The 25872-nt window shown below is 59.8% G+C and carries 21 protein-coding genes; 12 read left to right on the forward strand and 9 right to left on the reverse strand.

Annotated features, from left to right (window positions below):
• The first annotated feature begins 89 nt into the window (after positions 1-89).
• Entirely contained in the window at positions 90-1040 is a 951-nt protein-coding gene (locus AB4N44_RS05185; protein ID WP_127928559.1) for a DUF1853 family protein, read from the forward strand.
• A gap of 130 nt (positions 1041-1170) precedes the next feature.
• On the opposite strand, the gene AB4N44_RS05190 is transcribed toward AB4N44_RS05185, so the two are convergent.
• Together AB4N44_RS05190 and AB4N44_RS05195 are read right to left on the reverse strand one after the other, a co-directional pair.
• On the reverse strand, positions 1171-2454 hold the full coding sequence (locus AB4N44_RS05190; RefSeq protein ID WP_127928561.1) for an arsenic transporter: 1284 nt from the start codon (positions 2452-2454) through the stop codon (positions 1171-1173).
• Between the two features lie 165 nt (positions 2455-2619).
• Positions 2620-3177, reverse strand: a complete 558-nt coding sequence (locus AB4N44_RS05195) for an NADPH-dependent FMN reductase (protein WP_108226072.1) — start codon at positions 3175-3177, stop codon at positions 2620-2622.
• A 184-nt stretch (positions 3178-3361) separates the two neighbouring features.
• Here AB4N44_RS05195 and AB4N44_RS05200 point away from each other — a divergent pair, with 184 nt between their 5' ends.
• Together AB4N44_RS05200 and AB4N44_RS05205 are read left to right on the forward strand one after the other, a co-directional pair.
• On the forward strand, positions 3362-3592 hold the full coding sequence (locus tag AB4N44_RS05200) for a hypothetical protein (RefSeq protein WP_127928565.1): 231 nt from the start codon (positions 3362-3364) through the stop codon (positions 3590-3592).
• 85 nt (positions 3593-3677) lie between these two features.
• A complete protein-coding gene (locus AB4N44_RS05205; RefSeq protein WP_460109885.1) occupies positions 3678-4571 on the forward strand; it encodes a LysR family transcriptional regulator in 894 nt (297 codons plus the stop codon).
• On the opposite strand, the gene AB4N44_RS05210 is transcribed toward AB4N44_RS05205, so the two are convergent.
• The 5 genes from AB4N44_RS05210 to AB4N44_RS05230 form a co-directional block, all read right to left on the reverse strand.
• On the reverse strand, positions 4537-5151 hold the full coding sequence (locus AB4N44_RS05210; protein WP_034152338.1) for a GNAT family N-acetyltransferase: 615 nt from the start codon (positions 5149-5151) through the stop codon (positions 4537-4539). The two genes, AB4N44_RS05205 and AB4N44_RS05210, sit on opposite strands and share 35 nt — an antisense overlap.
• A 14-nt stretch (positions 5152-5165) precedes the next feature.
• Positions 5166-7421, reverse strand: a complete 2256-nt coding sequence (locus AB4N44_RS05215; RefSeq protein WP_127928569.1) for an Orn/Lys/Arg family decarboxylase — start codon at positions 7419-7421, stop codon at positions 5166-5168.
• Positions 7422-7610: 189 nt separating this feature from the next.
• Positions 7611-8369, reverse strand: coding sequence for a DNA polymerase III subunit epsilon (dnaQ, locus tag AB4N44_RS05220; protein WP_150774720.1), 759 nt, complete (start codon positions 8367-8369; stop codon positions 7611-7613).
• 192 nt (positions 8370-8561) lie between these two features.
• Entirely contained in the window at positions 8562-9032 is a 471-nt protein-coding gene (rnhA, locus tag AB4N44_RS05225; RefSeq protein WP_007910572.1) for a ribonuclease HI, read from the reverse strand.
• 90 nt (positions 9033-9122) lie between these two features.
• On the reverse strand, positions 9123-9881 hold the full coding sequence (locus AB4N44_RS05230; RefSeq protein ID WP_007910573.1) for a class I SAM-dependent methyltransferase: 759 nt from the start codon (positions 9879-9881) through the stop codon (positions 9123-9125).
• A 66-nt stretch (positions 9882-9947) separates the two neighbouring features.
• Here AB4N44_RS05230 and gloB point away from each other — a divergent pair, with 66 nt between their 5' ends.
• From gloB to AB4N44_RS05275, 9 genes are all read left to right on the forward strand, one after another.
• Positions 9948-10715, forward strand: coding sequence for a hydroxyacylglutathione hydrolase (gene gloB / locus AB4N44_RS05235; protein ID WP_316916622.1), 768 nt, complete (start codon positions 9948-9950; stop codon positions 10713-10715).
• 99 nt (positions 10716-10814) lie between these two features.
• On the forward strand, positions 10815-12278 hold the full coding sequence (locus AB4N44_RS05240) for a transglycosylase SLT domain-containing protein (RefSeq protein ID WP_102899186.1): 1464 nt from the start codon (positions 10815-10817) through the stop codon (positions 12276-12278).
• Between the two features lie 439 nt (positions 12279-12717).
• On the forward strand, positions 12718-14550 hold the full coding sequence (locus tag AB4N44_RS05245; RefSeq protein WP_460109881.1) for an extracellular solute-binding protein: 1833 nt from the start codon (positions 12718-12720) through the stop codon (positions 14548-14550).
• Positions 14547-16388: an extracellular solute-binding protein gene (locus AB4N44_RS05250; protein ID WP_127928575.1), complete on the forward strand. Its 1842-nt coding sequence runs from the start codon at positions 14547-14549 to the stop codon at positions 16386-16388. The genes AB4N44_RS05245 and AB4N44_RS05250 overlap by 4 nt, the downstream gene beginning before the upstream one ends.
• A 4-nt stretch (positions 16389-16392) precedes the next feature.
• On the forward strand, positions 16393-17466 hold the full coding sequence (locus tag AB4N44_RS05255) for a microcin C ABC transporter permease YejB (RefSeq protein WP_110719911.1): 1074 nt from the start codon (positions 16393-16395) through the stop codon (positions 17464-17466).
• 1 nt (position 17467) lies between these two features.
• Positions 17468-18487, forward strand: coding sequence for an ABC transporter permease (locus AB4N44_RS05260; protein ID WP_064118586.1), 1020 nt, complete (start codon positions 17468-17470; stop codon positions 18485-18487).
• A 1-nt stretch (position 18488) separates the two neighbouring features.
• Positions 18489-20099: an ABC transporter ATP-binding protein gene (locus tag AB4N44_RS05265; RefSeq protein ID WP_095111844.1), complete on the forward strand. Its 1611-nt coding sequence runs from the start codon at positions 18489-18491 to the stop codon at positions 20097-20099.
• A 19-nt stretch (positions 20100-20118) separates the two neighbouring features.
• Complete coding sequence (gene fabI, locus AB4N44_RS05270; protein WP_007910591.1) at positions 20119-20913, forward strand: enoyl-ACP reductase FabI; 795 nt, start codon at positions 20119-20121, stop codon at positions 20911-20913.
• Between the two features lie 151 nt (positions 20914-21064).
• Positions 21065-24196: a hypothetical protein gene (locus tag AB4N44_RS05275; RefSeq protein ID WP_460109878.1), complete on the forward strand. Its 3132-nt coding sequence runs from the start codon at positions 21065-21067 to the stop codon at positions 24194-24196.
• Between the two features lie 67 nt (positions 24197-24263).
• Here AB4N44_RS05275 and AB4N44_RS05280 read toward each other — a convergent pair whose 3' ends face one another.
• Both AB4N44_RS05280 and AB4N44_RS05285 read right to left on the reverse strand, forming a co-directional pair.
• On the reverse strand, positions 24264-25229 hold the full coding sequence (locus tag AB4N44_RS05280) for a GGDEF domain-containing protein (RefSeq protein ID WP_150750892.1): 966 nt from the start codon (positions 25227-25229) through the stop codon (positions 24264-24266).
• Between the two features lie 63 nt (positions 25230-25292).
• On the reverse strand, positions 25293-25871 hold the full coding sequence (locus AB4N44_RS05285) for a hypothetical protein (protein WP_038366052.1): 579 nt from the start codon (positions 25869-25871) through the stop codon (positions 25293-25295).
• Between the last annotated feature and the right edge of the window lies 1 nt (position 25872).

The following is a 25872-nucleotide window of genomic DNA, read 5'->3' on the forward strand; positions in this document are numbered from 1 at the left end:
CGAAAAACCCGATTATGGGCGAAAGCGCCGGTTAGACAAAATCCTTTCAGCCTCAAGGGTGCGCTCGTGTTTACGGCTATGCTCGCAAGATGATCCTATTTCCTGACTTGCTGCAGTTGCCCCACCAATTACGCCATCCGGAAGTGCGCGATCTGGCGTGGGTGATCCTCGCCCCGCCGATGCTCGCCACCACACCGTGGCCGCAGCGTCATCCGCTGGCGGGCAGCGACTGGGTGCACGATCCCGAACGCCTGGAACACTGGTTGCGTCAGCTCGACCGTGACAGCTATGGCTTGCTGCATTGGCTGTCGCAGGCACGCACGCGACGTCTAGGCCTCTATTACGAGCGGCTGTGGCAGTTTGCCGTGGAGCATGCGCCGGGTATTGAGCTGATCGCGGCCAATCTGCCGATCCGCCGCGAGGGCCACACCCTCGGTGAACTGGACATGTTGTTGCGTGACCGCGATGGCGTGCATCACCTCGAACTGGCGATCAAGCTCTACCTCGGCCCGCAGAATGGCGACGGCCGTGATCCGGCGCAGTGGCTGGGGCCGGGTTGCCACGATCGGCTCGATCGCAAACTGGCGCACCTGGCCGAGCATCAGTTGCCGATCTCGGCCCGTCCGGAAAGTCGCGAAGTGCTGGCGGCGCTGGATATCGAGGTGTTCAGCGCGCAACTGTGGCTCGGTGGTTATTTGTTGTACCCGTGGCCGGGACAGGCTGAATCACCGAGCGGCGCACATCCGCAGCATTTGCGCGGCAGTTGGTTGCATCAGAAGGATTGGCCCGCCTTTGTGGCGCAACGTCCGGCCGGACGCTGGCAACCCCTGCCCCGGCATGCCTGGCTGGCACCGGCGCATTACCCGGCTGATCAGACCTGGACGTTGGAGCATTTACGGATCTGGCTGAAAGATCTTGAACCGCTGGCCCCGGCGCAGTTGATGGTGCGCCTGACCGAGAATGCGCGGGGAGAATGGGAAGAAGCGGAGCGGTTGTTTCTGGTCTCGGATCTTTGGCCAAATGTCCCCGGCCAGGCCTGAGTTTTTTGGTGTTTGATATGGCCCCTTCGCGAGCAAGCTCGCTCCCACATTTGGACTGCATTTCAAATGTAGGGAGATGAGATGCATTCCCCTGTGGGAGCGAGCTTGCTCGCGAAGGGGGCGACTCGGTTTAAAGGGATAAACGCAAAGCCAAAGCCGCCAACGTCACCAACAACACCGGCACCGTCAACACAATCCCGACCCGGAAGTAATAGCCCCAGCCAATGTGAATGCCCTTGCGCTCCAGCACATGCAGCCACAACAACGTGGCCAGACTGCCAATCGGGGTAATCTTCGGCCCCAGGTCACTGCCAATCACGTTGGCATAGATCATCGCCTCCTTGACCACTCCGCTGGCCTGACTGGCATCGATCGACAACAAGCCAATCAACACCGTCGGCAAGTTATTCATGATCGACGACAGCAACGCCGTCAGCACCCCGGTGCCCATTGCCGCACCCCAGACGCCATGACCGGCGAAGACATCCAGCCAACCGGCCAGATACCCGGTCAGCCCGGCATTGCGCAGGCCGTAGACCACCAGGTACATGCCCAGCGAGAAAATCACGATCTGCCACGGCGCTTCTTTCATCACCTTGCGCGTGGAAATCTTGTGGCCGCGAGCGGCGATGCCCAACAGCAACGCGGCGCACACCGCGGATATCGCACTGATCGGGATGCCCAGCGGCTCCAGCGCAAAGCAACCGATCAGCAAGATCACCAACACCGCCCAACCGGCATAAAACGTGGCTTTGTCGTGGATCGCGGTCTCTGGATGCTCGAGTTGCTCAGGGTCATACGTCGATGGAATGTCGCGGCGGAAAAACCACAGCAACATGCCCAGCGTCGCCGCCACGCTGACGAAGTTGACCGGCACCATCACTGCTGCATAGCGGTTGAAACCGATGTGAAAGAAGTCCGCCGAAACGATATTGACCAGGTTCGACACCACCAGCGGCAGGCTCGCGGTATCGGCGATAAATCCCGCGCCCATCACGAAGGCCAAGGTTGCCGCCGGGGAAAAGCGCAGCGCCAGCAACATCGAAATCACGATCGGCGTGAGAATCAGCGCCGCGCCGTCGTTGGCAAACAGCGCCGACACCAGCGCGCCGAGCAGCACCATGAAGGCAAACAGCTTGCGCCCGCTGCCCCGCCCCCAGCGCGCCACGTGCAATGCGGCCCAGTTGAAGAACCCCGCCTCGTCGAGCAGCAGGCTGATGATGATCAGTGCGACGAAAGTGCCAGTGGCATTCCAGATGATCTGCCACACCAGCGGGATATCGCCGAGATGGACGACACCGAAAATCAGCGCCAGTACTGCGCCAAGCGTCGCACTCCAGCCGACGCCGAGGCCTTTGGGTTGCCAGATGACAAGGGTAATGGTCAGCAGGAAAATCAGTGACGCAGCGAGCATCCGCAACAGCCTTAAATTAAGTAGAAGAGCTAAACACTAAAACCTGTGGGAGCGAGCTTGCTCGCGAAGGCGGACTGTCAGTCACTCATGATGTGTGGCTGATGGCCCCTTCGCGAGCAAGCTCGCTCCCACAGGATCTCTGTTGTGCCAGGGATTTCGGTGAGCTTACTTCTTGTGTTGCTCTACGAATTGTCCGTACGCATTGATAAAACTCTGCAGAAAAGGTTTCACCGATTCGCTCAACTTACCCGCCTCATCAAACGCCGAACCCGCGCCGCCCAGATACGCTTCCGGCTGCTGCATGCACGGTACATTGAGAAACACGAACGACTGGCGCAGATGCTGATTCGCGCCGAAACCACCGATTGCACCGGGCGATACACTGATCACCGCCCCCGGTTTGCCACTCCAGACAGCCTTGCCATAAGGCCGCGATCCAACGTCAATGGCATTCTTCAACGGCGCCGGCACCGAACGGTTGTACTCGGGGGTGACAAACAGCACCGCGTCGGATGACGCCACTTTTTGCCTGAAAGTGCTGTAGGCTGCCGGCGGTGAATCACCGTCGATGTCTTCGTTATAAAGTGGCAAATCGCCAATTTCGACAATCTCAAGCTTGAGGTTGGCCGGGGCCAGCTCTGCCAGTGCCAGAGCGACCTTGCGGTTGATCGATGCTTTGCGCAGGCTACCGACCACTACAGCGACGTTGTAGACATTGCTCATGGAAGACTCTCGATGGTCCGTGGGAGGAGCCAGTAGTTATAGATGATCCGGTGACGATTCCACCAGCACCCGATGGGAAAATCCCGCGAGCTGATTATTTTTTTCCTGTAGGAAAACTTACAGGCCTTGATGGCGGTCTACCAAGCCGCAAATCAAGCGTTTTATCTCCAGAGGTTCTAAGCAGATGGCAGCAGTACTCGTCGGTCAGTTCCATGCAAGAGATGCGGAAGGCCGCGTTTATTCCGTGCATGAGTTCCAGGAATCCAACCCGTCGGCAGACGGTTCCACTGGCTCGGAGCCGATTTACAAACTGGCCATTGGCGATCGCGTCAACAAGGTCAGTGAGAGCGAGTTTCTTCTGGTTCAGTCAGGCATCACCCTGATCCGCGAACCTGAGCCAACCGTCGCTTCATAACTGGCCGTTATGAGCAGAAGTCATATGCGCAGACTTGGGGTAGGATTCAGCCACTGACCCCACCTGCTGAACATGGACTTCACGCATGCGTTTACGTCATATCGAAGTGATTCAGGCGCTCTTGCAGACCGGTCACCTGGGCACCGCGGCCGAATGGCTGCAGTTGCCGGTGACCGAGGTCGAAGAGCGTTTGCGCGAAGCCGAGAGTCAGTTGGGGTTCATGCTGTTCGCCAGCGTGCGCGGGCGCCTGCAATCGACGCCCGAAGCACGGGCGTTGCAGGTCGAAATCGCCCATGTCTATGAAGCGCTGGAGCCGGTGCAGCGCCTGGCCAGCAGCCTCAAGCAATACCTCGCCCCGCCCTTGCGCATCATCGGCACCCCGCCGCTGGCGCAACAATTACTCCCACACAGTCTCGCCGCCCTGCGCCGACGTCTGCCCGATGCACCGTGCAGCCTGCTCAGCGCACCGACCCGCGAGATCGTCCGCAGCCTGTTATTGCGCGAAATTGATCTGGGCTTGAGCCTGCACGATCCCGAACATCCCGACATTGATTGCCGGCCACTGGCCCAGGGCAAGCTGCAACTGCTCGCGCCCCACGGCTGGCTGCAACCGAAACAGAAATACATTTCCCTGCAGGATCTGGCGGGTCAGGCCATGGTCGGCCTTGAAGGCCAGGACCCGCTGAGCCCGGCGCTGGAAAACAAGCTCCAGGCCCTGCGTCCGGCGCCGAGCATCCAGACCCGCGTACAAACCCATCAGATGATGCGCAGCATGGTCGAGGCCGGCGAAGGCCTGGCCATCGTCGACCCGTTCACCGCACTGGGCGCGCGCGCCGCCGGACTCGACGTGTGCCCGCTGTCGCCGGCCGTGCCGATCAGCCTCTATGCCCTGACCTTCAAGCACTCCGCGCCGTCATCAGCGATTCAGACGTTACTGACGATCATCACGGAACAAGCCGAGGCGATGCTGTCGAGCTGAGCGGGTTTTCCAGCGGATTATCGAACAATCGATACCAGAACAGCGCCACTTCGGCGGTGTTCGGGTCGATGCCGCGATAGCGCAATTGGTCGACTCCGCCAATCACATAACCGCAGCGTTCATACAATCGACAGGCCCCGAGGTTGTTGTTCTGGGTTTCGAGCATGATCCCCGGCAGCTTTTTCTTGCGGCTCCAGAACTGGGCGACATCGAGCAGTGCCTTGGCCACACCATGCCGACGCGCCGGCGCGTGCACCGCCAACTCGTCGATATGCGCAAACCCATTCCAGTTGGTGCTGATCACCAGATGGCCGACCGGTTCATCGTCCAGATACGCCATGAAAATCGCGCTGTCGGGCGCATTGTGAAAGGCGCTGAACTCCTCCGGATCGATGCCGTAGCACTTGCGATAAGGCACGATCGGCGTGACCCGCCACTGCTCAACGGGCTGACCAATCACGGCCGCGCCATAGGCGGCGACTTCGAAACTGAAGTCGCTGCCCCAGATATACGGCGCAAAGCCTTCATCGGCGACACGCACCGACAGCCCTGGGTATTTCGGATTCATGACCGGTTGCATACTGGGAAAAGTCCTCATTCCTTGACGCAATCGACGGTGTACTGCCGTCCATTGCCTTCATCTTCATGTTGAAGTCCATGCACATCAGCGACAAAACCGGGGAAGCTGCTATCGAACGTGCGAGCAAATTTCAGGTAATCGATGATCGAGCGAGTCGACTCGGTAAAGCGTTCGCCGGGCATGATCAGCGGAATCCCCGGCGGATACGGTACGAGCATGACCGCTGCAATCCTGCCTTCCAGCTCATCGATCGGCACCGCTTCGACTTCGCCACGCACCAGATGATCATAGGCGTGAGCCGGCTTCATGGCGATTTCCGGGAGCACGGTGTACATGCGTTTAAGGTGTTTGGCCGTGGCATTACTGCGATAACAGGCGTGCAACTGATCACACAAATCGCGCAGGCCCATGCCGCGATAACGCGCGGTGTCTTGCTGGGCTACGCACGGCAGGCAGGTATCGAGGCGTACGTTGGCATCGTAACTGCGTTTGAACTCCAGCAGCTCGGTGAGCAATGTGCTCCATTTGCCTTTGGTAATGCCCATGGAGAACAACACCAGAAATGAATACAGACCGGTTTTTTCAACAACCAGGCCACGTTCCCATAGAAACTTGCTGACCACCGCAGCCGGAATACCCTTCTCGCTCAGCGCACCGCCGGCATTCAGCCCCGGCATCACCAGCGTGACCTTGATCGGATCAAGCAAGACGTAATCGTCACTGACCTCGCCGAAACCATGCCAGTCGGCATCCGGTTGCAATAGCCAATCCTCGGTCTGTACGCGATCAATGCCTTCGACACCCGGCGGCTGCCAGATCGAAAACCACCAGTCATCGGCGGCAATGTGCTGGCGCAGATTGGCCAGCGCGCGACGGAAGCTCAGCGCTTCATCGAAGGTTTCCTGCAACAGCGAACGCCCGGCCGGGCCCTCCATCATCGCCGAGGCAACATCGAGTGAGGCGATGATGCTGTACTGCGGCGAGGTCGAGATGTGCATCATGAACGCTTCATTGAAACGATCACGATCGAGTTGCCGCGCGCCGCCGTCCTGCACATGAATCATCGAGGCCTGACTGAAGGCAGCGAGCAGTTTGTGCGTGGAATGGGTAGTGAACACCAGCGGACTGTCGTCACTGCGCGAGGTGGCCATGCCGTAACGCCCGGCGAAGAACTCGTGAAACGCCGCGTAGGCGTACCAGGCCTCATCGAAATGCAGCACTTCGACGCTATTGCCGAGGCTTTGTTTGATCAGCTCGGCGTTGTAGCAGAGGCCGTCGTAAGTCGAGTTGGTGACCACCGCGAGTTTGACTTTCGGTGCGCGGCCCTTGGTCAGCGGGCTGGCGTCGATCTTCGCTTGAATCGATTCGCGGCTGAATTCGCTCAGCGGGATCGGGCCGATAATTCCCAGTTCATTACGCTCCGGGCACAGGTACAACGGGATCGCGCCGGTCATGATGATCGCGTGCAACACCGACTTGTGGCAGTTGCGATCGACCAGCACCAGATCGTCACGGCCGACCATCGAGTGCCAGACAATCTTGTTAGCCGTTGAGGTGCCATTGATCACGAAAAAGGTGTGATCGGCGCCGAAATTGCGCGCCGCGCGCGCTTCAGCTTCGGCCAGTGGCCCGGTGTGATCGAGCAGCGAGCCAAGCTCCGGCACCGACACCGACAAATCCGAACGCAGGGTGTTTTCGCCAAAGAACTGATGAAACGCCTGCCCCACCGGACTCTTGTGATAGGCCACCCCACCGCCATGACCGGGGGTGTGCCAGGAATAATTGGAGTCGGCGGTGTGCTGCACCAGCGCCTTGAAAAACGGCGGCAGCAAACCATCCAGATACTTGCGCGCCGCCCGCGCGACTTGCCGGGCCAGGAACGGCACGGTGTCTTCGAACAGATAGAGAATGCCGCGCAGTTGATTGAGCTCGGCCATGGCATCGGCCGGAGCGTTTTCCAGAGTGACTTGCTCGCCGAGGGCGAAGATCGGCAGATCCGGTGCGCGCACCCGCGCCAGACCGATCAGTTCGGCCATGTTCTGCAACAGATGCGAGTTGGTGCTGGCGTCCTCGGCGGCAATCAGCATGCAGGCGAGGCCATGGTGGGTGGATGCCACCAACCGCCCTTCGGTGTAGTCGATGGCCGAAACGATATTGAACCCTTCCTGCTCCAACTCCCGGGCGATGCCACGGATACGGTCACCGGCGACCGTGTCGGCCTTGATGTCGCGATGGACGATCAACACCGGAAACTTCAAATCTTTGTACATGAGGCTCAGTGTCCCGAGGCGGCAGAATTGAATCGGCCAATGCACTCAGGGTAGAGGGTTGCAGGCAAAGTGGCGAGGGTGGCCACTTGGCTTCATACCGCCAAAAACAAAAGATCGCAGCCTTCGGCAGCTCCTACAGAGGATCGCATTCCAATGTAGGAGCTGCCGAAGGCTGCGATCTCTTGATCTTCAAGCCTGAGCGTCCGCCTCGGCGATCTGCGTCCACAACGCCGGGCCACCGGCAGACTTGGCAATGATTTCCAGCCGCACCTGATGCGCCGCCAATTCATCTTCGGTCGCACGAATGATCCGCGCTGGCTGACGATCCGCAGGCAAGCGACGAATCTCGGTCGCCGAGTTGTCCGCGCCATCGCCCGTGCCGTTACCGTCAGACGCATTGCCCGCCAGCGACAGACTGGTCTGGCCGCCGGTCATGGTCAGGTAGACGTCGGCGAGAATCTCCGAGTCAAGCAAGGCGCCGTGCAGTTCACGGCCCGAGTTGTCGACGCCATAACGTTTGCACAACGCATCGAGGCTGTTGCGCTGCCCCGGGTGACGTTCCCGGGCCATCATCAAGGTATCGAGGATCGAGCAGTGCTGGGTGATGTCAGCGCGATCGTGCTGGCCCATCAAAGCGAATTCGTTGTTGATGAAGCCAACGTCGAACGCCGCGTTGTGGATGATCAGCTGTGCGCCCTTGATGAATTCGAAGAACTCATCGGCCACTTCGGCAAACCGTGGTTTGCCAACCAGGAACTCGTTGGTAATACCGTGGACGCCGATGGCGCCTTCATCACTCTCGCGATCCGGTTGCAGGTAAACGTGAAAATGCCGGCCCGTCAGGCGTCGGCCGATCAGTTCGACACAGCCGATTTCAATGATCCGGTGACCATCGGTCACCGGCATGCCGGTGGTTTCGGTATCGAGTACAACGGATCTGGTGGCCATCAGTGTTCAGCTCTCAACGGGTCGATCTTGCAAAAAACGCGGATGTTAACACGCTCGGTGGGGTGTTTCAGGTGGACCGTGGCGCCCCATTCGCGAGCAAGCTCGCTCCCACAGTGGATTTGTGTTGTGAACACGATCCAGTGTGGGAGCGAGCCTGCTCGCGAATGGCCGCGCCACGGTTCCGAGGCGAAATCAGCTCTGCTTGTAACCGCGAACCTCATCGACGCCACGGTTCGCCAACTGGTCCGCCCGCTCGTTACCGTGATGGCCAATGTGCCCACGCACCCATTTCCAGGTGACCTTGTGGCGGTTGACCTGCTCGTCCAGCTCTTTCCACAGATCAGCGTTCTTCACCGGCTCTTTGGCCGCGGTTTTCCAGCCACGTTTTTTCCAGTTGGCCATCCACTCGTTGATGCCCTTCATCACGTATTGCGAGTCGGTCACCAGCAGCACTTCGCACGGGCGCTTCAAGGCTTCGAGGCCGCGGATCGCGCCGAGCAGTTCCATGCGGTTGTTGGTGGTGTTGGCTTCGCCGCCCCACAGTTCCTTTTCGACGCCCTTGCACACCAGCAAGGCGCCCCAGCCGCCCGGGCCGGGATTGCCTTTGCAGGCGCCGTCAGTGAACAGTTCTACAGTGTCGACGCTTTCAACGCTTTCGCTCATGCCACTCTATCCAGAAAAATGCCTGTCTTGCCGATCACGGATCGACAATGACCGAGGCCGGGACAAACCCGGCCACAAATAAAAGAAGGTTTACGGTTCGATGCGCCGGCGATTGACCTTGGCCATCGGCAGCGGAATCAGCTTGCCCATCGGCTCGCGGCGCTCCTGACGTAACGGTCGCAGCCCGACCACAATCTTGCGCGCGACCAACAAATAGAAGCCGCCGCCCGACAGTTGCCAGTCACCGGCCTTGCGTTCCCAGCCGGCCAGACGGGCCTGCCACTTGGGCGACGCGAGCGGCGGACGATAGCACCCGAAGCGGCGTTTCTCCAGCGCGAAGCCGAGCAGATTGAGCCAGTCAGCGACCCGTGACGGTGAGATGCAGCGCGCCTGACGCAAGGCGTCGTGGGCGAAAACATGGCGCAAGCCCCAGGTGCTCCACGGGTTGATGCCGATGATCAGCAAATGCCCGCCGGGGCGCACGCTGCTCGCTGCTTCACGCAGCAAACCGTGGGGCGACAGGCAGAAATCCAGGCCGTGCTGCATCACCACCACGTCGGCGGCGTGCTCGCTCAGCGGCCAGGCCTGCTCTTCGCAGACAATCTCGACCCCCGGCAACGGCGCACCGAGGCGCACATTGCGCTGAACTTGCGGCGCCGCCGGCGGGGTTTCGGCCGATGGACCGTAATGCACCAGATAACCGCCAAAGAATCGGCCCAACTCGTCTTCGAGCATGCGCCGCTCTTCATCGAGCAGAAATTGCCCGAGCGGGCCGGACAGCCATTCACGGGCTGCACCGATCAGGGCCAGCCAGTCAGGATCAGCCTGTGCGAACGCTTTATCACTCATCGCATTCTCCAAAGCGCCAGGAACTACTAAGATGCGCCAATGTTTTCCGCTTGGCGAATTCCGACGATGATACAGATCAGTGCCCTGCCCGCGTTCACCGACAACTACATCTGGTTGTTACAGGATCACCGTACCCAGCGCTGCGCGGTGGTCGATCCCGGCGATGCCGCACCGGTACAGGCGTGGCTTGCAGCGCACCCAGGCTGGGTCTTGAGCGACATCCTGATCACCCACCATCACCATGATCACGTCGGCGGCGTCGAACGCCTGAAAGCCGCGAGCGGCGCGACCGTTTACGGCCCGGCCAGCGAAAACATCCCCGGGCGCGACGTGGCGCTCAAGGACAACGACAGCGTCAGCGTGCTCGGCTGGGATTTCGACGTCTATGCGGTGCCCGGTCACACTTTGGGACACATCGCCTATTACCACCACGGCTTGCTGTTCTGCGGCGACACCCTGTTCGCTGCCGGTTGCGGCCGCTTGTTCGAAGGCACACCGGAGCAAATGCACCACTCGCTCGGGCGACTCGCCGCGTTACCGGAAGATACGCTGGTCTACTGCACCCATGAATACACCCTGAGCAATCTGAAGTTTGCCGCCGCCGTCGAACCGAGCAACCCGGACATTGCCGCCCGTCTGGAAAAAGTCACCCAGCAACGGCAAAACGGCGTGATGACCCTGCCCTCGACCCTCGCTCTGGAAAAACTCACAAACCCGTTTTTGCGTACCACTGAAACATTAGTTACACAAAAAGTGGACGAACGGGCAGGCGCTCAAAACCGGGCGCCGAGTGAGGTATTTGCGGCTCTGCGGGCTTGGAAAGATAAGTTCTAAGTACCCCGCTGCCTGGTACAAAAATTCTGAATGGTTGACCGCAAGGGGTGCGCTTTCTAGAATCGCCCGACATTTTTGCCCGGAACTTACTTCCAGCCAATGTCGTCATCCATACGTAAGTCCGTCAATTCAGACGCATTGACCCGCCTGGCGCAAGCCATCGCGGTGGCTGTGTCCGCCACGCTGGCGGGCTGTTCCAGCCATGCTCCGCAGACTGAAGCGACCCATACGCCGAACATTGCTGCGCGAGCCAAGCAGAAGCCGATCTGGCTGACCGAAAAGCCCAGCCCACAGGTTCCCCAGGACATCTGGGAACGCATGCGCCAGGGCTTTCAGCTGCAGGAAGGTCTCGGCGTCAACCCGCGCATCGAGCAACAGCGCCTGTGGTTCGCCAGTAATCCCTCTTTCCTCGAGAATGCCGGCGAACGCGGCAGTCTCTATATTCACTACATCGTCGAACGCCTCGAAGAACGCAACATGCCGCTGGAACTGGCCCTGCTGCCAGTGATTGAAAGCGCCTACAACCCGATGGCCTATTCGCGCGCCGATGCGGTGGGTCTGTGGCAGTTCATTCCGTCCACCGGGCGTTACTTCAACCTGCGTCAGACCCGCTTCTATGATGGCCGTCGCGATATCACCGCCTCGACCACCGCAGCGATGGACTACCTGACCCGCCTGCACGACATGTTCAACGGCGACTGGCTGCTGGCCCTGGCGGCGTACAACGCCGGCGAAGGTACGGTCAGCCGTGCCATCGAACGCAACGAAAAGCTAGGCCTGCCAACCGACTACTGGAACCTGCCGCTGCCGGCAGAAACCCAGGCGTACGTGCCGAAGCTGCTGGCGCTGTCGCAAGTGGTACTGGCGCCGGAAGCCTACGGGGTCAACCTCAACCCGATCGCCAACGAACCGTACTTCCAGGTCGTCGAAATCAACCAGCGCATGGATCTGTCCAAGGTCGCCGCGGTTGCCAATATCGACGAAGACGAACTGTTCCAGCTCAACCCGGCCTTCAAGCAACGCACCACCATCGATGGCCCTCAGCATTTGCTGGTGCCAACGTCGAAGGCGCAACTGCTGACCGCCAGCCTGCAGACCATGCGGCCTGACGAGCTGATCAGCCCGCGTTCGCTGAAGCCGGTGTTCGAGGGTGCCGATCCTTCCGAGGTGGCAAAACTCAAGCGTGCTTACCGCGTGAAGCGTGGCGACAACCTCGGCTCCATCGCCAAGGCCAACAAGGTCGAAGTCAAGGATCTGCAGCGCTGGAACAAGCTGACCGGCAAGAACCTCAAGGTCGGCCAGACCCTGGTGATGCAGGACACCAGCAAACGTGCGCCGGCTCGCAAGTCTGGCCGCGTCAATACAGTGATTGCGGCCAACAGCAAGAGCAAAGGCAAGGACGACAGCGCGCAGCAGACCCAGTACAAGGTCAAGCGCGGCGACACGCTGTACGTCGTGGCCAAGCGATTCAACGTTGAGATGCAGCATCTCAAGCGCTGGAACCCGGGTGCGGGTAAAGCGTTGAAGCCGGGGCAGATGCTCACGGTTTACCAGCCGCATTGATCGAAGAGCCCCTGAGTTTGCAGGGGCTTTTTTTTGGATCACATTTTTGTGGTGTGCTTTAGATCCATCCCCCTCACCCCAGCCCTCTCCCCCCAAGGGGGCGAGGGGGAAAGGGAGCCGATCGGGGGCTTTTCAGATTCTGAGTCCGGCTCGGTATCGCACGTCGGTGCAATTCGCCCAAACACCACGATCAGTCCCCTCTCCCTCCGGGAGAGGGTTAGGGTGAGGGGCTTTTCAAAACGTGAGTTCGACTCGACAGCTCAGGTCGGCGTAGCTCGAAGAAACAACTCGGTCAGTCCCCTCTCCCTCCGGGAGAGGGTTAGGGTGAGGGGCTCTTCGCGCAAACGATTAACCGCGCATTAACTCCCATCTTTTTCCAGTCCAGACAAGCTGTTACTGTACGGCCCACTAAGCCCAAGCCGCCTGGATCGGATCTGACTTGAAGCGTCCCCTCCTCCTGCTCCTGATCAGCCTGGCCTTGAGCTCAACCGCAAGCGCGACGATTACCGAAAGTCACGGTTATGCGCAGTTCGGCACGCTCAAGTACCCGGCCAGATTTACCCACTTCGACTGGGTCAACCCGCAAGCGCCCAAGGGCGGTACGTTGCGGGTGATGGCGTTCGGCACCTTCGATACGGTCAATCCGTACACCTTCAAGGGCACCAGCCCGGTCACTACAGCGAATTTCCTCCAATACGGCATCAATGAGCTGAACGAGCCGTTGATGGTCGGCACCGGTCAATATTCGCCATCCGGTGACGAGCCCGCCTCGAGTTACGGCTTGATCGCGCAATCGGTGGAGTACAGCGAAGATCGCAGCTGGGTGGTGTTCAATCTGCGCCCGGAAGCGCGTTTTCACGACGGCACGCCAATCACTGCCTACGACGTAGCGTTCTCCTATCGAACGCTGCTCAAGGACGGTCATCCGCTGTACCGCACCGCGCTGCAGGAAGTGCTGCGCGTCGACATTCTCAACAAACAGCGCATCCGCTTCGTGCTCAAGCGCTCGGGCAATCCGCTGCTGATCCTGCGCCTCGGTGAATTGCCGGTGCTGCCGCAGCACTACTGGAAAGACCGCGACTTCAAGGCCACCACCTTCGAACCGCCACTGGGCAGCGGCCCCTATCGCATCACTTCGGTGACGCCGGGTCGGCAGTTGATCTTCGAGCGGGTCAAGGATTACTGGGGCAAGGACCTGCCGGTCAATCGCGGCAAGTACAACTTCGATCGCATGGAAGTCGAGTTCTACCGCGACAGCGATGTCGCCTTCGAAGCGTTCAAGGCCGGCGAGTTCGACATCTACATCGAGCATCAGGCGAAGAACTGGGCCAACGGCTACAACTTCCCCGCCATCCGCCGTGGCGACGTGATCAAGGCGCAGATCCCGCATCAGATCCCGACCCAAAGTCAGGGTCTGTTCATGAACGCCCGCCGCGCCACCTTCGCCGATGTGAAAACCCGCGAAGCGCTGGGCCTGATGTTCGACTTCGAGTGGACCAACCGCGCACTGTTCAGCGATGCCTACAAGCGCACCACCAGTTACTACCCCAACAGTGAATTCACAACCTCCGGCCTGCCGGTCGGGGGGGAATGGCTGATGCTCAAGCCGTACAAGGATCAACTGCCGGCCAAGCTGTTCACCGAGCCGTTCACGTTGCCGCAAACAGACGGTCGCGGCATTCCCCGGGAAACCATGCGCAAGGCATTGGCGTTGCTCGCCGAAGCTGGCTGGAAGCTCAACGGTCAGCGCCTGCAAAATGCTGACGGCCAACCGCTGCGCTTCGAGCTGTTGCTGGTCAATCCGAACCTGGAGCGCCTGTACCAGCCCTACATCGAGAACCTCAACAGCATCGGCATCGACGCGCGCCTGCGCACCGTGGATCGGGCGCAGTACAAACAGCGCCTCGATCAATTTGATTTCGACATGATCTCGATGACGCTCAACCAGACCTTAAGCCCAGGCCTTGAGCAGTGGCAGTACTTCCACTCCAGTCAGGTGAACGTCAAGGGCAGCAAGAATTACGCGGGGATCGCCAATCCGGTGGTCGATCACCTGCTCGAACAATTGCTCGCCGCGCGCACCCGCGACGAACAGGTCGCCGCCGGCAAGGCGCTCGACCGTGTGCTGCTCTGGCAGCACTACAGCATTCCCAACTGGTATCTCAATTATCACCGTCTGGCCTACCGCAACCGGTTGGCCTTCGTCACCACGCCGCCCTACACCCTGGGCCTGAGCGCATGGTGGCTGAAGTCTTCGGAGAAAGATCAATGAAACCGATCCGCGCCCTGCTCGTCCAGGCCAGCGGCTTGCTGTTCGCCGGGCTGGCCTTGGCCGCCCCGCAACACGCCGTGACCCTGTACAACGAGCCGCCGAAATACCCGGCCGATTTCAAGCATTTCGACTACGTGAATCCCGACGCGCCCAAGGGCGGCGTGTTCCGTCAGGCCGGCTTCGGCGGCTTCGACAGCCTCAACCCGTTTATCAGCAAGGGTGTGCCGGCCGATGACCTCGGGCAGATCTACGACACCCTGACCAAGCACAGCCTTGACGAGCCATTCACCGAATACGGCCTGATCGCCGGCAAAATCGAAAAGGCCCCGGACAACAGCTGGGTGCGCTTCTATCTGCGCCCCGAAGCACGTTTCCATGACGGCCACCCGGTGCGCGCGGACGACGTGGTGTTCAGCTTCAACACCCTGACCAAGGAAGGCTCGCCGATGTTTCGCGGTTACTACAACGATGTCGCCGAAGTCGTCGCTGAAGATCCGCTCAAGGTGCTGTTCAAGTTCAAGCACAGCAACAACCGCGAGTTGCCGCTGATCCTCGGCCAGTTGCCGGTGCTGCCGAAACACTGGTGGGCCGATCGCGATTTCAACAAGGGTAACCTGGAGATTCCGCTGGGCAGCGGCCCGTACAAGGTCGCCGAAGTGAAGGCCGGACGTTCGGTGCGTTACGAGCGGGTCAAGGATTACTGGGGCAAGGACCTGCCGGTCAATCGCGGTTTCTACAATTTCGACACGATGACCACCGATTACTACCGCGACAACACTGTCGCCCTTGAAGCCTTGAAGGCCGGCCAGTTCGATTACTGGCTGGAGATGGCCGCAAAAAACTGGGCCAACGCCTACAACATTCCGGCCGTCACTGAAGGCCGCCTGATCAAGGAGCAGATCGCCAACAGTAACCCGACCGGCATGCAGGGTTTCGTCTTCAACCTGCGCCGCCCGGTGTTTCAGGATGTGCGCGTGCGTCAGGCGCTGGGTCTGTTGTTCGACTTCGAATGGACCAACAAACAACTGTTCAACGGTGCCTACTTCCGTACCCGCAGCTATTTCGAGAACTCGGAAATGGCCGCCACCGGCCTGCCCGACGCCGATCAACGAGCGATCCTTGAGCCGTTCCGCAGCAAGCTGCCGGCGCAGGTGTTCAGTGAAGCGTTCGACAATCCCAAGACCGACGCCAGCGGCATGATCCGCGCCCAGCAGCGCGAGGCCTACCAACTGTTGCAAGAGGCCGGCTGGAAGATTGTCGACGACAAAATGGTCGACGCCACGGGCAAACCTGTTGTGATCGAATTTCTCTTGGCGCAGACCGAGTTCGAGCGCGTATTGCTGCCGTTCAAGCGCAACCTCAGCGACCTCGGCATCGATCTGGTGATCCGCCGCGTCGACGTTTCGCAGTACATCAACCGCGTGCGCTCGCGGGACTTCGACATGATGGTCGGCAGTTTTCCGCAGTCCAACTCGCCAGGCAACGAGCAGCGCGAGTACTGGATGAGCGCCGCTGCCGATAAATCGAGCAGCCGCAATACCTTGGGCTTGAAAGACCCGATCGTCGATCAACTGGTCGAGAACCTGATCAACGCTGACTCGCGCAAAAGCCTGGTGGCCCACGCCCGCGCACTCGATCGTGTGCTGCAATGGGGGTATTACGTAGTGCCCAACTGGCACATCAAGACCTGGCGCGTGGCTTACTGGAATCACATCGGCCACCCGAAGGTCTCACCGAAATACGACATCGGCATCAGTACCTGGTGGGTCAAGCCGAACGCAAAACCTGCGATAGAAGTCGAAACCAAACTGCAAACCGACCCTGCGGGCACGGAGTAATCAGATGCTGGCGTATATTTTTCGGCGACTGCTGCTGATCATCCCGACCCTGTTCGGCATCCTGCTGATCAACTTCGTGATCATCCAGGCCGCGCCCGGCGGCCCGGTGGAACAGATGATTGCCAAGCTCGAAGGCTTCGAAGGCGCTACCAGCCGGATTGCCGGCGGCGGTGCCGAGGTGTCGGTGGCCGGCTCGTCCTATCGCGGCGCGCAGGGTCTGGATCCGGCGCTGATCAAGGAAATCGAGCACATGTACGGGTTCGACAAGTCGGCCCCGGAACGTTTGTGGATCATGGTCAAGAACTACGCGCAGCTGGATTTCGGCGACAGTTTCTTCCGCGACGCCAAGGTCATCGACCTGATCAAGGAAAAGATGCCAGTGTCGATCTCGCTGGGGCTGTGGAGCACGCTGATCATGTACCTGGTGTCGATTCCGCTGGGGATCGCCAAGGCCACGCGGCACGGCAGCCACTTCGATGTGTGGACCAGTTCGGCGATCATCGTCGGCTATGCGATCCCGGCGTTCCTCTTTGCGATCCTGCTGATCGTGGTGTTTGCCGGCGGCAGTTATCTCGACTGGTTCCCGCTAAGGGGCCTGACCTCGAACAACTTCGATGAACTGAGCATGGGCGGCAAGATCCTCGACTATTTCTGGCACCTGGCGCTGCCAGTGACGGCGCTGGTGATCGGCAACTTCGCGACCATGACCCTGCTGACCAAAAACAGCTTCCTCGACGAGATCAACAAGCAATACGTGGTCACCGCCAAAGCCAAAGGCCTGACCCGTCATCGCGTGCTCTACGGCCACGTGTTCCGCAACGCCATGCTGCTGGTGATTGCCGGGTTCCCGTCGGCGTTTATCGGCATTTTCTTCACAGGCTCTCTGCTGGTGGAAGTGATTTTCTCCCTCGACGGTTTGGGCCTGATGAGTTTCGAAGCGGCGATCAACCGCGACTACCCGGTGGTGTTCGGCACGCTGTTCATCTTCACCCTGCTCGGGCTGGTGGTGAAACTGATCGGCGACCTCACCTACACCCTGGTCGATCCGCGCATCGACTTCGAAAGCCGGGAGCATTGAGATGAACCTGTCCCCTCTCAACCGCCGCCGCTTCGAACTGTTCAAGGCCAACAAGCGCGGCTGGTGGTCGCTGTGGCTGTTTCTGATCCTGTTCGGCCTGAGCCTCGGCGCCGAGCTGATCGCCAACGACAAGCCGTTGGTGGTGCATTACGACAACAATTGGTACTTCCCGGCGATCAAGCGCTACCCGGAAACTGCGTTCGGCGGCGAATTCCCGCTGGAAGCCAACTACAAGAGCCCGTACATCCGCGAACTGCTCAAGGCCAAGGATGCCTGGGTGCTGTGGGCGCCGATTCCCTATAACTACCAAAGCATCAATTACGACCTGAAAGTCCCGGCCCCGGCGCCACCCTCGGCGGACAACCTGCTCGGCACCGACGATCAGGGCCGCGATGTGCTGGCGCGGGTGATTTACGGCTTCCGGATTTCGGTGCTGTTCGCGCTGACGTTGACCGTGTTGAGTTCGATCATTGGCGTGATTGCCGGCGCGTTGCAGGGTTTCTATGGCGGCTGGGTCGATCTGGCCGGGCAGCGTTTTCTGGAGATCTGGTCGGGGCTGCCAGTGCTGTACCTGCTGATCATTCTCGCCAGTTTCGTCCAGCCGAATTTCTGGTGGCTGCTGGGGATCATGCTGCTGTTCTCGTGGATGAGTCTGGTCGACGTGGTGCGCGCCGAGTTCCTCCGTGGTCGCAACCTCGAATACGTGCGTGCGGCGCGGGCACTGGGTATGCAGAATGGCGCGATCATGTTCCGCCACATCCTGCCCAACGCGATGGTTTCGACCATGACGTTTATGCCGTTCATCCTGACCGGCGCCATCGGCACCCTCACCGCGTTGGACTTCCTCGGTTTCGGTTTGCCGGCCGGCAGTCCGTCGCTGGGTGAACTGGTCGCCCAGGGCAAATCCAACCTGCAAGCGCCGTGGCTGGGCATGAGCGCGTTTGCCGTGCTGGCGCTGATGTTGAGTTTGCTGGTGTTTATCGGCGAGTCCGCTCGCGATGCCTTCGACCCGAGGAAGTGAAATGAATCAGGACAATCTGATCGAAGTGCGCGACCTCGCCGTCGAGTTCGGTTTCGGCGAGCGCGTACACCGGGTCGTCGAAGGCGTGAGTTTCGACATCAAGCGCGGTGAAACCCTCGCGCTGGTGGGCGAATCCGGCTCGGGCAAATCGGTGACCGCGCATTCGATCCTGCGTTTGCTGCCCTATCCGATGGCCCGTCATCCGGCCGGCAGCATCAACTATGCCGGGCAAAACCTGCTGGGTCTGAGCGAAAAGACCATCCGGCACATTCGCGGCAACCGCATCGCGATGATCTTTCAGGAGCCGATGACCTCGCTGAACCCGCTGCACTCGATCGAGAAGCAGATCAACGAAGTCCTCGGCATCCACAAGGGCCTGACCGGCAAAGTCGCGACCAAGCGAACGCTGGAGCTGCTGGAGATGGTCGGCATCCCCGAGCCGCACAAGCGCCTCAAGGCCCTGCCCCACGAACTCTCTGGCGGTCAGCGCCAACGGGTGATGATCGCCATGGCCCTGGCCAACGAGCCGGAATTGCTGATTGCCGACGAGCCGACCACCGCTCTGGACGTGACCGTTCAGCTGAAAATTCTCGATTTGCTCAAGGAATTGCAGGCCAGATTGGGCATGTCGCTGTTACTGATCAGTCACGATTTGAACCTCGTGCGAAGAATTGCGCATCGTGTATGTGTCATGCAGCGCGGTTGCATCGTCGAACAGGCATCGTGCGCAGAGCTGTTCCGTTCGCCGCAGCATCCGTACACTCGGGAATTGCTCGGCGCGGAGCCCAGCGGAGGCCCGGCGAGCAATAAAATCGGCGCGCCGTTGCTCGAAGTCGAGGACTTGAAAGTCTGGTTCCCGATCAAGAAAGGCCTGCTCAAACGCACGGTGGATCACGTCAAGGCAGTGGACGGCATCAATTTCAGCCTGCCTCAGGGTCAGACTCTGGGGATTGTCGGGGAAAGCGGTTCCGGCAAATCCACGCTGGGTCTGGCGATTTTGCGGCTGATCGGCAGCAAAGGCGCGATCCGCTTTGAAGGCAAGCAGCTAGACTGCCTGACGCAGAACGAGGTTCGCCCGTTGCGTCGGGAGATGCAGGTGGTGTTTCAGGACCCGTTTGGCAGCCTGAGCCCGCGCATGTGCGTCAGCGATATCGTTGGCGAAGGCCTGCGGATTCACAAGATGGGCACCGCCGAGGAGCAAGAAGCGGCGATTATTGCGGCATTGAAGGAGGTAGGTCTGGATCCGGAAACCCGGCACCGCTACCCCCACGAATTTTCCGGTGGGCAACGGCAACGAATCGCCATTGCCCGGGCTTTGGTGCTGAAACCGGCGCTGATCCTGCTGGACGAGCCGACGTCGGCGCTCGACCGGACGGTGCAGCGGCAAGTGGTGGAGCTGTTGCGTTCACTGCAAGCCAAGTACAACCTGACGTATTTGTTTATCAGCCATGACCTGGCTGTCGTCAAAGCGCTGAGCCACCAGTTGATGGTGGTCAAGCATGGCCAAGTGGTCGAACAGGGAGACGCGCAAAGTATTTTTGCCGCCCCCCAACATCCGTATACACAGCAGTTGCTGGAAGCCGCTTTTTTGGCACCAGCCACTGCGCAATAACCTGAAAGAGGAGCAACACATGGGTTTTCTCGCCGGTAAGCGCGTACTGATCGTCGGTGTCGCCAGCAAGCTGTCCATCGCATCCGGCATCGCTGCCGCCATGCATCGCGAGGGCGCTGAGCTTGCCTTCACTTATCAGAACGACAAACTGAAAGGTCGTGTTGAAGAATTCGCCCAAGGCTGGGGTTCGAGCCCTGAGCTGTGCTTCCCGTGCGACGTGGCCAGCGATGAAGAAATCGCCAAGGTCTTCGAAGCACTGAGCAAGAAGTGGGACGGCCTGGACTGCATCGTCCACTCCGTTGGTTTCGCCCCGGGCGACCAACTGGACGGCGACTTCACCGAAGCCACCACCCGTGACGGTTTCCGCATCGCTCACGACATCAGCGCCTACAGCTTCGTGGCCCTGGCTAAAGCCGGCCGCGAAATGATGAAAGGCCGCAACGGCAGCCTGCTGACCCTGTCGTACCTGGGCGCCGAGCGCACCATGCCGAACTACAACGTGATGGGCATGGCCAAGGCTTCGCTGGAAGCTGGCGTCCGTTACCTGGCCGGCTCCCTGGGCCCGGACGGCACCCGCGTCAACTGCGTATCGGCTGGCCCGATCCGTACCCTGGCAGCCTCGGGCATCAAGAACTTCCGCAAGATGCTGGCCGCCAACGAAGCGCAAACCCCACTGCGTCGCAACGTCACCATCGACGAAGTCGGCAACGCCGGCGCCTTCCTGTGCTCCGACCTGGCGTCGGGCATCAGCGGCGAAATCATGTACGTCGACGGCGGCTTCAACACCACCGCCATGGGCAACATCGAAGAGTGATCTTCGCTTAGCCAATAAAAAACCCGCCGATCTGGCGGGTTTTTTTATGCCTGAGATAAACCGCCCCTGCACTACATATGTACCGCCCGGTCTGCTGTCCCTCGCTCGATAATCGGCGCTTGATGCCTGTCAGCCGCCAAGGAGAGCACAGATGAGCGACACACCACCCACCCTGCCCCCGCAACAGACCCTGATTCAAAACCTTATTGCCGAGCTGACCGCAGCCCCCGTGGTTACGCCCGGCGCCCCTTTACGTACGCTTGAAATCCCTCGCGCATGCCTGTTGCGCGAATGGATGGAGCTTTACTGGGCAGCCCTTGAGCGTCCCGAGTTTCTGGACTGGGCCAGCCGCTTCCACATCGATCTCGATACCTTGCGTCTCAAGGGCGACACCCTGCAAGCGCAGATTCCGTCAAACGGCACCACGAGTCTGCGCACATTCACGCTGGAAGATGACTCCGGCTGGTGGCAGATGGCGCCGATGTTATTGTCCATCGCCCAGCACATCGACCCCGGCAGACTCGGCTTGCCTTACATTGGTGGTAAATCCGCCAATCCGCTGTATCGGTTTCCCCGTGAAGTGGTACTGGCGTTTTACGGGTATCCGGAGCCGCAAAACACGCTTCAGGCCAAAATGATCGTCGCCGAACTGAAGGCTGTCGGACTTGCTGGAATCGATCAACACGGCAACACCACCTCTGCGGTGGTCAAGGAACGTACCGCGCAGTTGCAGGACATTAAAGTCATCGCCGAAACCATCGATGAAGTGGTGCGCACCAGCGATCCGTTCGAGCAACGCAGCCTCGCCAACACTCCCGTGTCACTCAAATCGGCGTCCGTCCTGGCCACGCGCGGCGGCCCGCGTCTCAAGCTCGGTCAGCTTCTGGCGAGCTATGGATGGCCTCAACCGGAAAATGTCGAGGAGGCTCGGGCGCTTGCGCAACGCTTGCGACAGCACAACTGGCCGCCGCTGCCCTACGTCAGCGAATATGTACAGACGGGAATCCGGATCAAGCACTATCAGGATGAATTCGCCGATATCGAAGACTGTCGGCATATCGTCCGGCGTCTGGAAGACCTGAGCTGGAACAAGACCCCCACGGCGAAAATTGATCTGGAAGAACTCAGTGAACCGATTACGGTTTCGGCGCTGGGTGAACGTATCGCAATAGGCCAGCGTGAATTGCTCAAGCTGCGGTCCGAACCGGCGTTCCAGGCTATTTTGCAGCAACACAAATTGCCTGCGGACAGTCAACTGCTGCTGACCAGTACCGGTCACGTCGGTACGTCCAGCGAGCACGGCTGGGTAACGCTGACACCGCAAGTGGAAAAACACGCCGGCCTGAAATCCTATCGTGATCGACTCAGGACCCAGGCACGTGAAGCCGGTGGTGCTTTGCGCGTCAGCGGCCAGGTCAGCCTTGCGCAAATGCTGGGTTTCTACCAGATATCACTGCCCAAAACGGTGCAGCAAGCACTGCTCATCGCCAAATGGGAGAGGACAAACCTGCACATGCGCCCCGGGCACATGAATCACTGGTATTTATTAGGTCAGCCCGGCAAGCAGACCGAGCGTTTCACTGCCGAGCAACGGCGAATCATCGTTGAGACCACCCGTGCGTTCTTGCCCAAGGACTCGGCACCATTGATCGATTATTTGAGCGAAGGCGTCGATACCGATCTGCCTCTCGCCACCCTCAAGGCCAAAGCCGATTATCTGATCAGCCGGATTCTGATCACAGCGCGAGCCCAGGCATTGGGCAATGAATTACTCGACAAACTTGCCGCGCCTGCTCACACCAAGGCACTTCTGGCCACCAATCGCGAGCGCCTGCTCATCGCGGCGCTGATTCTCAGCCTCGACACGACGGCGGGTGAGCATCTGGACCGCATCATCGGCCAGCCCTTGAATGACAATTTCTTCTGGGGCGAGAGTTACGAGGAGGTGCGACGCTTTATCGATCACCAATTCGGTCTGACGTTGGTAAAAAACAAGACACTGGCCACCCATCTTTTGTTGTCCGGCCTCGCCCCGGAATTTTTGATCCGTGATATTCCCGCAAACATCAATTACATGAGTTGCGTGCGCTGGGTCAGGTTGAAACAGATCGTGCTTTATATCGAAAACCGTTTTCCGGGCGTGGCACGCCTGATGACGTACAAACAATTGTCCGCGCTGACCAAAGGGCCGGTCCCGGCTGACTTCTACACGTTCCTGCGCAGTGATGCCTGCGCCTCGGCTGTGCTGGACTGGGCAGTGGTCAGAGGCTTGATCCAGCGCGAATCCGAAAGCTCGACGACCCTCTATGACGCCGTCTCGTTGAAGCGCGCCGATATTGCCTTTCGCAACCACAATCGACAGATGAGCCAGTTTTACCGCCGGGCTTTTATCGCGACATTCCCGACGCCCGCCACGGTCGCCCTGCATGATCTGCGCAAGGTCTTCGTCGATAATGCGCATCTGGAGGACAAGGCCCTGTTCCTTCCAGCAGCGAAAAATGACTGTTACTCGCTGATCGAAATGCATCTGGCCGCCAGGCTATCCACTGATATGCAGGCCTGGCAATCGAACCATGCGCAAGTCTCGTTGACATCAATGAGCGCGTCATTTGCCAGGCTTCGTCACGTGCCGACGCTCTTTCATGCGGCACTTGCTGCTCGCCTCAAGCAGATGAAAGACGCCCATATCACCCTGATCAAGGAAGCCTTCTGCCGTTTGCCGCTGGCGCAACGGCTCGACATCGAAGACAACACCGTGGAATTGCTCGCTCTGCAGCCACTGCCCACCTCAGCAAAAAACCTTGCGGGACAAATAAAACCCGCTGGCGACACCGCACCGTTCGCCATCATTGCTCTGTTACGCGGAACGACGCACAGGGTGTTCGAAATTTTCACCCGACGGTCAGAGGTTGTCCTTAGGCGCGATATCGATATCGCCCTGCTGACACCGTCTGCTATGAACGCGAAGGCGAAATCGCTGCCTTTCGATGCCCAGGCCTATAGCAACGGAACCTTGCCCAACGCCAACGCCACGTGCAACGCACTCATCACCCGCCTCGAGGTTCACGGTGCACCCTTGCCGCAGCAGACGCGCAGCGATGTTCCCGATACTTTCTCCTCGAAAAAGGTCGACGCCATCGCCAGCACCGCGGTCCGGCATCTGTTCGATGCCTACGAAAGCCAGGCACTGCAACACGCCCTGATCGCACCGGCGCTCAAGGATACCGATGACAGTCAGGACCAATGGCTGAAGTTTTACGCGACCCTGACTCCGCCCAAATAATGCCGTGTCGTGCATCGGCGATGCCTGGATTCACCGCCAATCCTACAGGGGATCTGCGGTGCATTCGCTAGCAGCGTTTCAGGGCCTGCTTGTGCGCATACATCGCGCCATCGGCATCCGCCAACAGCCGATCCACGGTCTCATGGCGTTTGGCGTCGTATTCAATCTGGCCGACGCTGAAGCGAATCGCATAACCCCGGTGCAACGTGGCGTTGCGCTCTTCGAGAATGTCCTTGAGCCGCGCCATGATCGTCGTGGTTTCGACATGGCTGGAACCTGTGAGCAGTGCGACAAACTCATCCCCGCCCAAGCGCCCGACCACATCACTCTCGCGAAAGGCAATGCGCAGCACATCGGCAAAGGTCTTCAGCGCACTGTCGCCCTCGGCATGGCCATAAAGATCATTGATCTGCTTGAAATCATTAAGATCAAAAAACAGCAAGGTTGCCGGCCGTTCCAGCCGCGCGCAGGCGTCCAATGCATGCTGCGCCAACTGCTTGAAACCACGGCGATTGGACAACAACGTCAATTCATCCATGCTCGCGATCTGCACAGCGGCCAACTCTTGCTCGGCCATTTCCGCCAGATCACGCAACAGCGCGCGTTCTTCCTCGTCGAGGTCGCGGGGCTTGGTGTCGATCAGGCACAGCGTGCCCATTTTATTGCCGTTGGGCACGGTCAACGGGTAGCCGGCATAGAAGCGGATATTCGGCGCACCGGTCACCAGCGGGTTGTCATGGAAACGCACGTCCTCCCTGGCGTCGGGCACCAACAGCAGGTCGTTCTGAAGTATCGCGTGGCCGCAGAACGAAACATCCCTCGGCGTTTCAGTGGCATCCAGGCCCACACAGGACTTGAACCATTGCCGATCCTTGTCGACCAGTGTCACCAGTGCAATCGGCACGTTGAACAGGCGCTTGGCCAGTCGCGTCAGTCGGTCGAACCGCTCCTCCGGCGCCGAGTCAAGCAGGTCAAGGCCGTGCAGCACTTGAAGACGTGCAGCCTCATTGGCGGGTTTTCCTGGAACCAGCATTCGCACACTCCGTTGGCATCAATGCTCTTCAGCGTAGCGTTAAATCCGCGTGGGTTCCTCTCATCAGATCCCCGCCACCGGACACGGCCCGCCGGCATCGGCCCACAGCTTGAATTGCGCGACAAAAATATCGTGCGGCACCGGCACCGGCGCGCGCCCTGCTCCGGGGTTCCAGCCCCACAGCACCAGTTTGTCTTCGCTGACGTGTTTGATCAGCGCGGCAAAGTCGCGATCACCATTGCTCGAGCGATCCTTGATCATCGCGCAGAGCTTGTCCGGTGGCAGGCCGATCCAGGCCATTTTGTGTGCCGCCGGTGGCAGGCTCCAATGCGGCGCACCCGGTGGTGCATGCGGGCCGTAACTGGCCGGCGGATTGTTTTCCGCGTGACAGGTCGCACACGGCAAACCGGCGGCACCCTTGCCGTCCATGCCGCGCACCACGCTCATGGCGTGGGGAATGCCGGCGTCGAACTGCAACGGCGAATCACCGGGAATGTGGCAATTCTGGCAACGCGGACTTTGAAAGACTTTCTGCACCGTGCCGAACGCCTTCAGCGCTTCCTGATCATCGGCAAACAGATCCGAGGCATAACCGCCCAGCCCCAGCAAAATCACCGTGCCCAACACTAAATGTCGTTTCATC

Source organism: Pseudomonas sp. S3_C06, assembly GCF_054667675.1.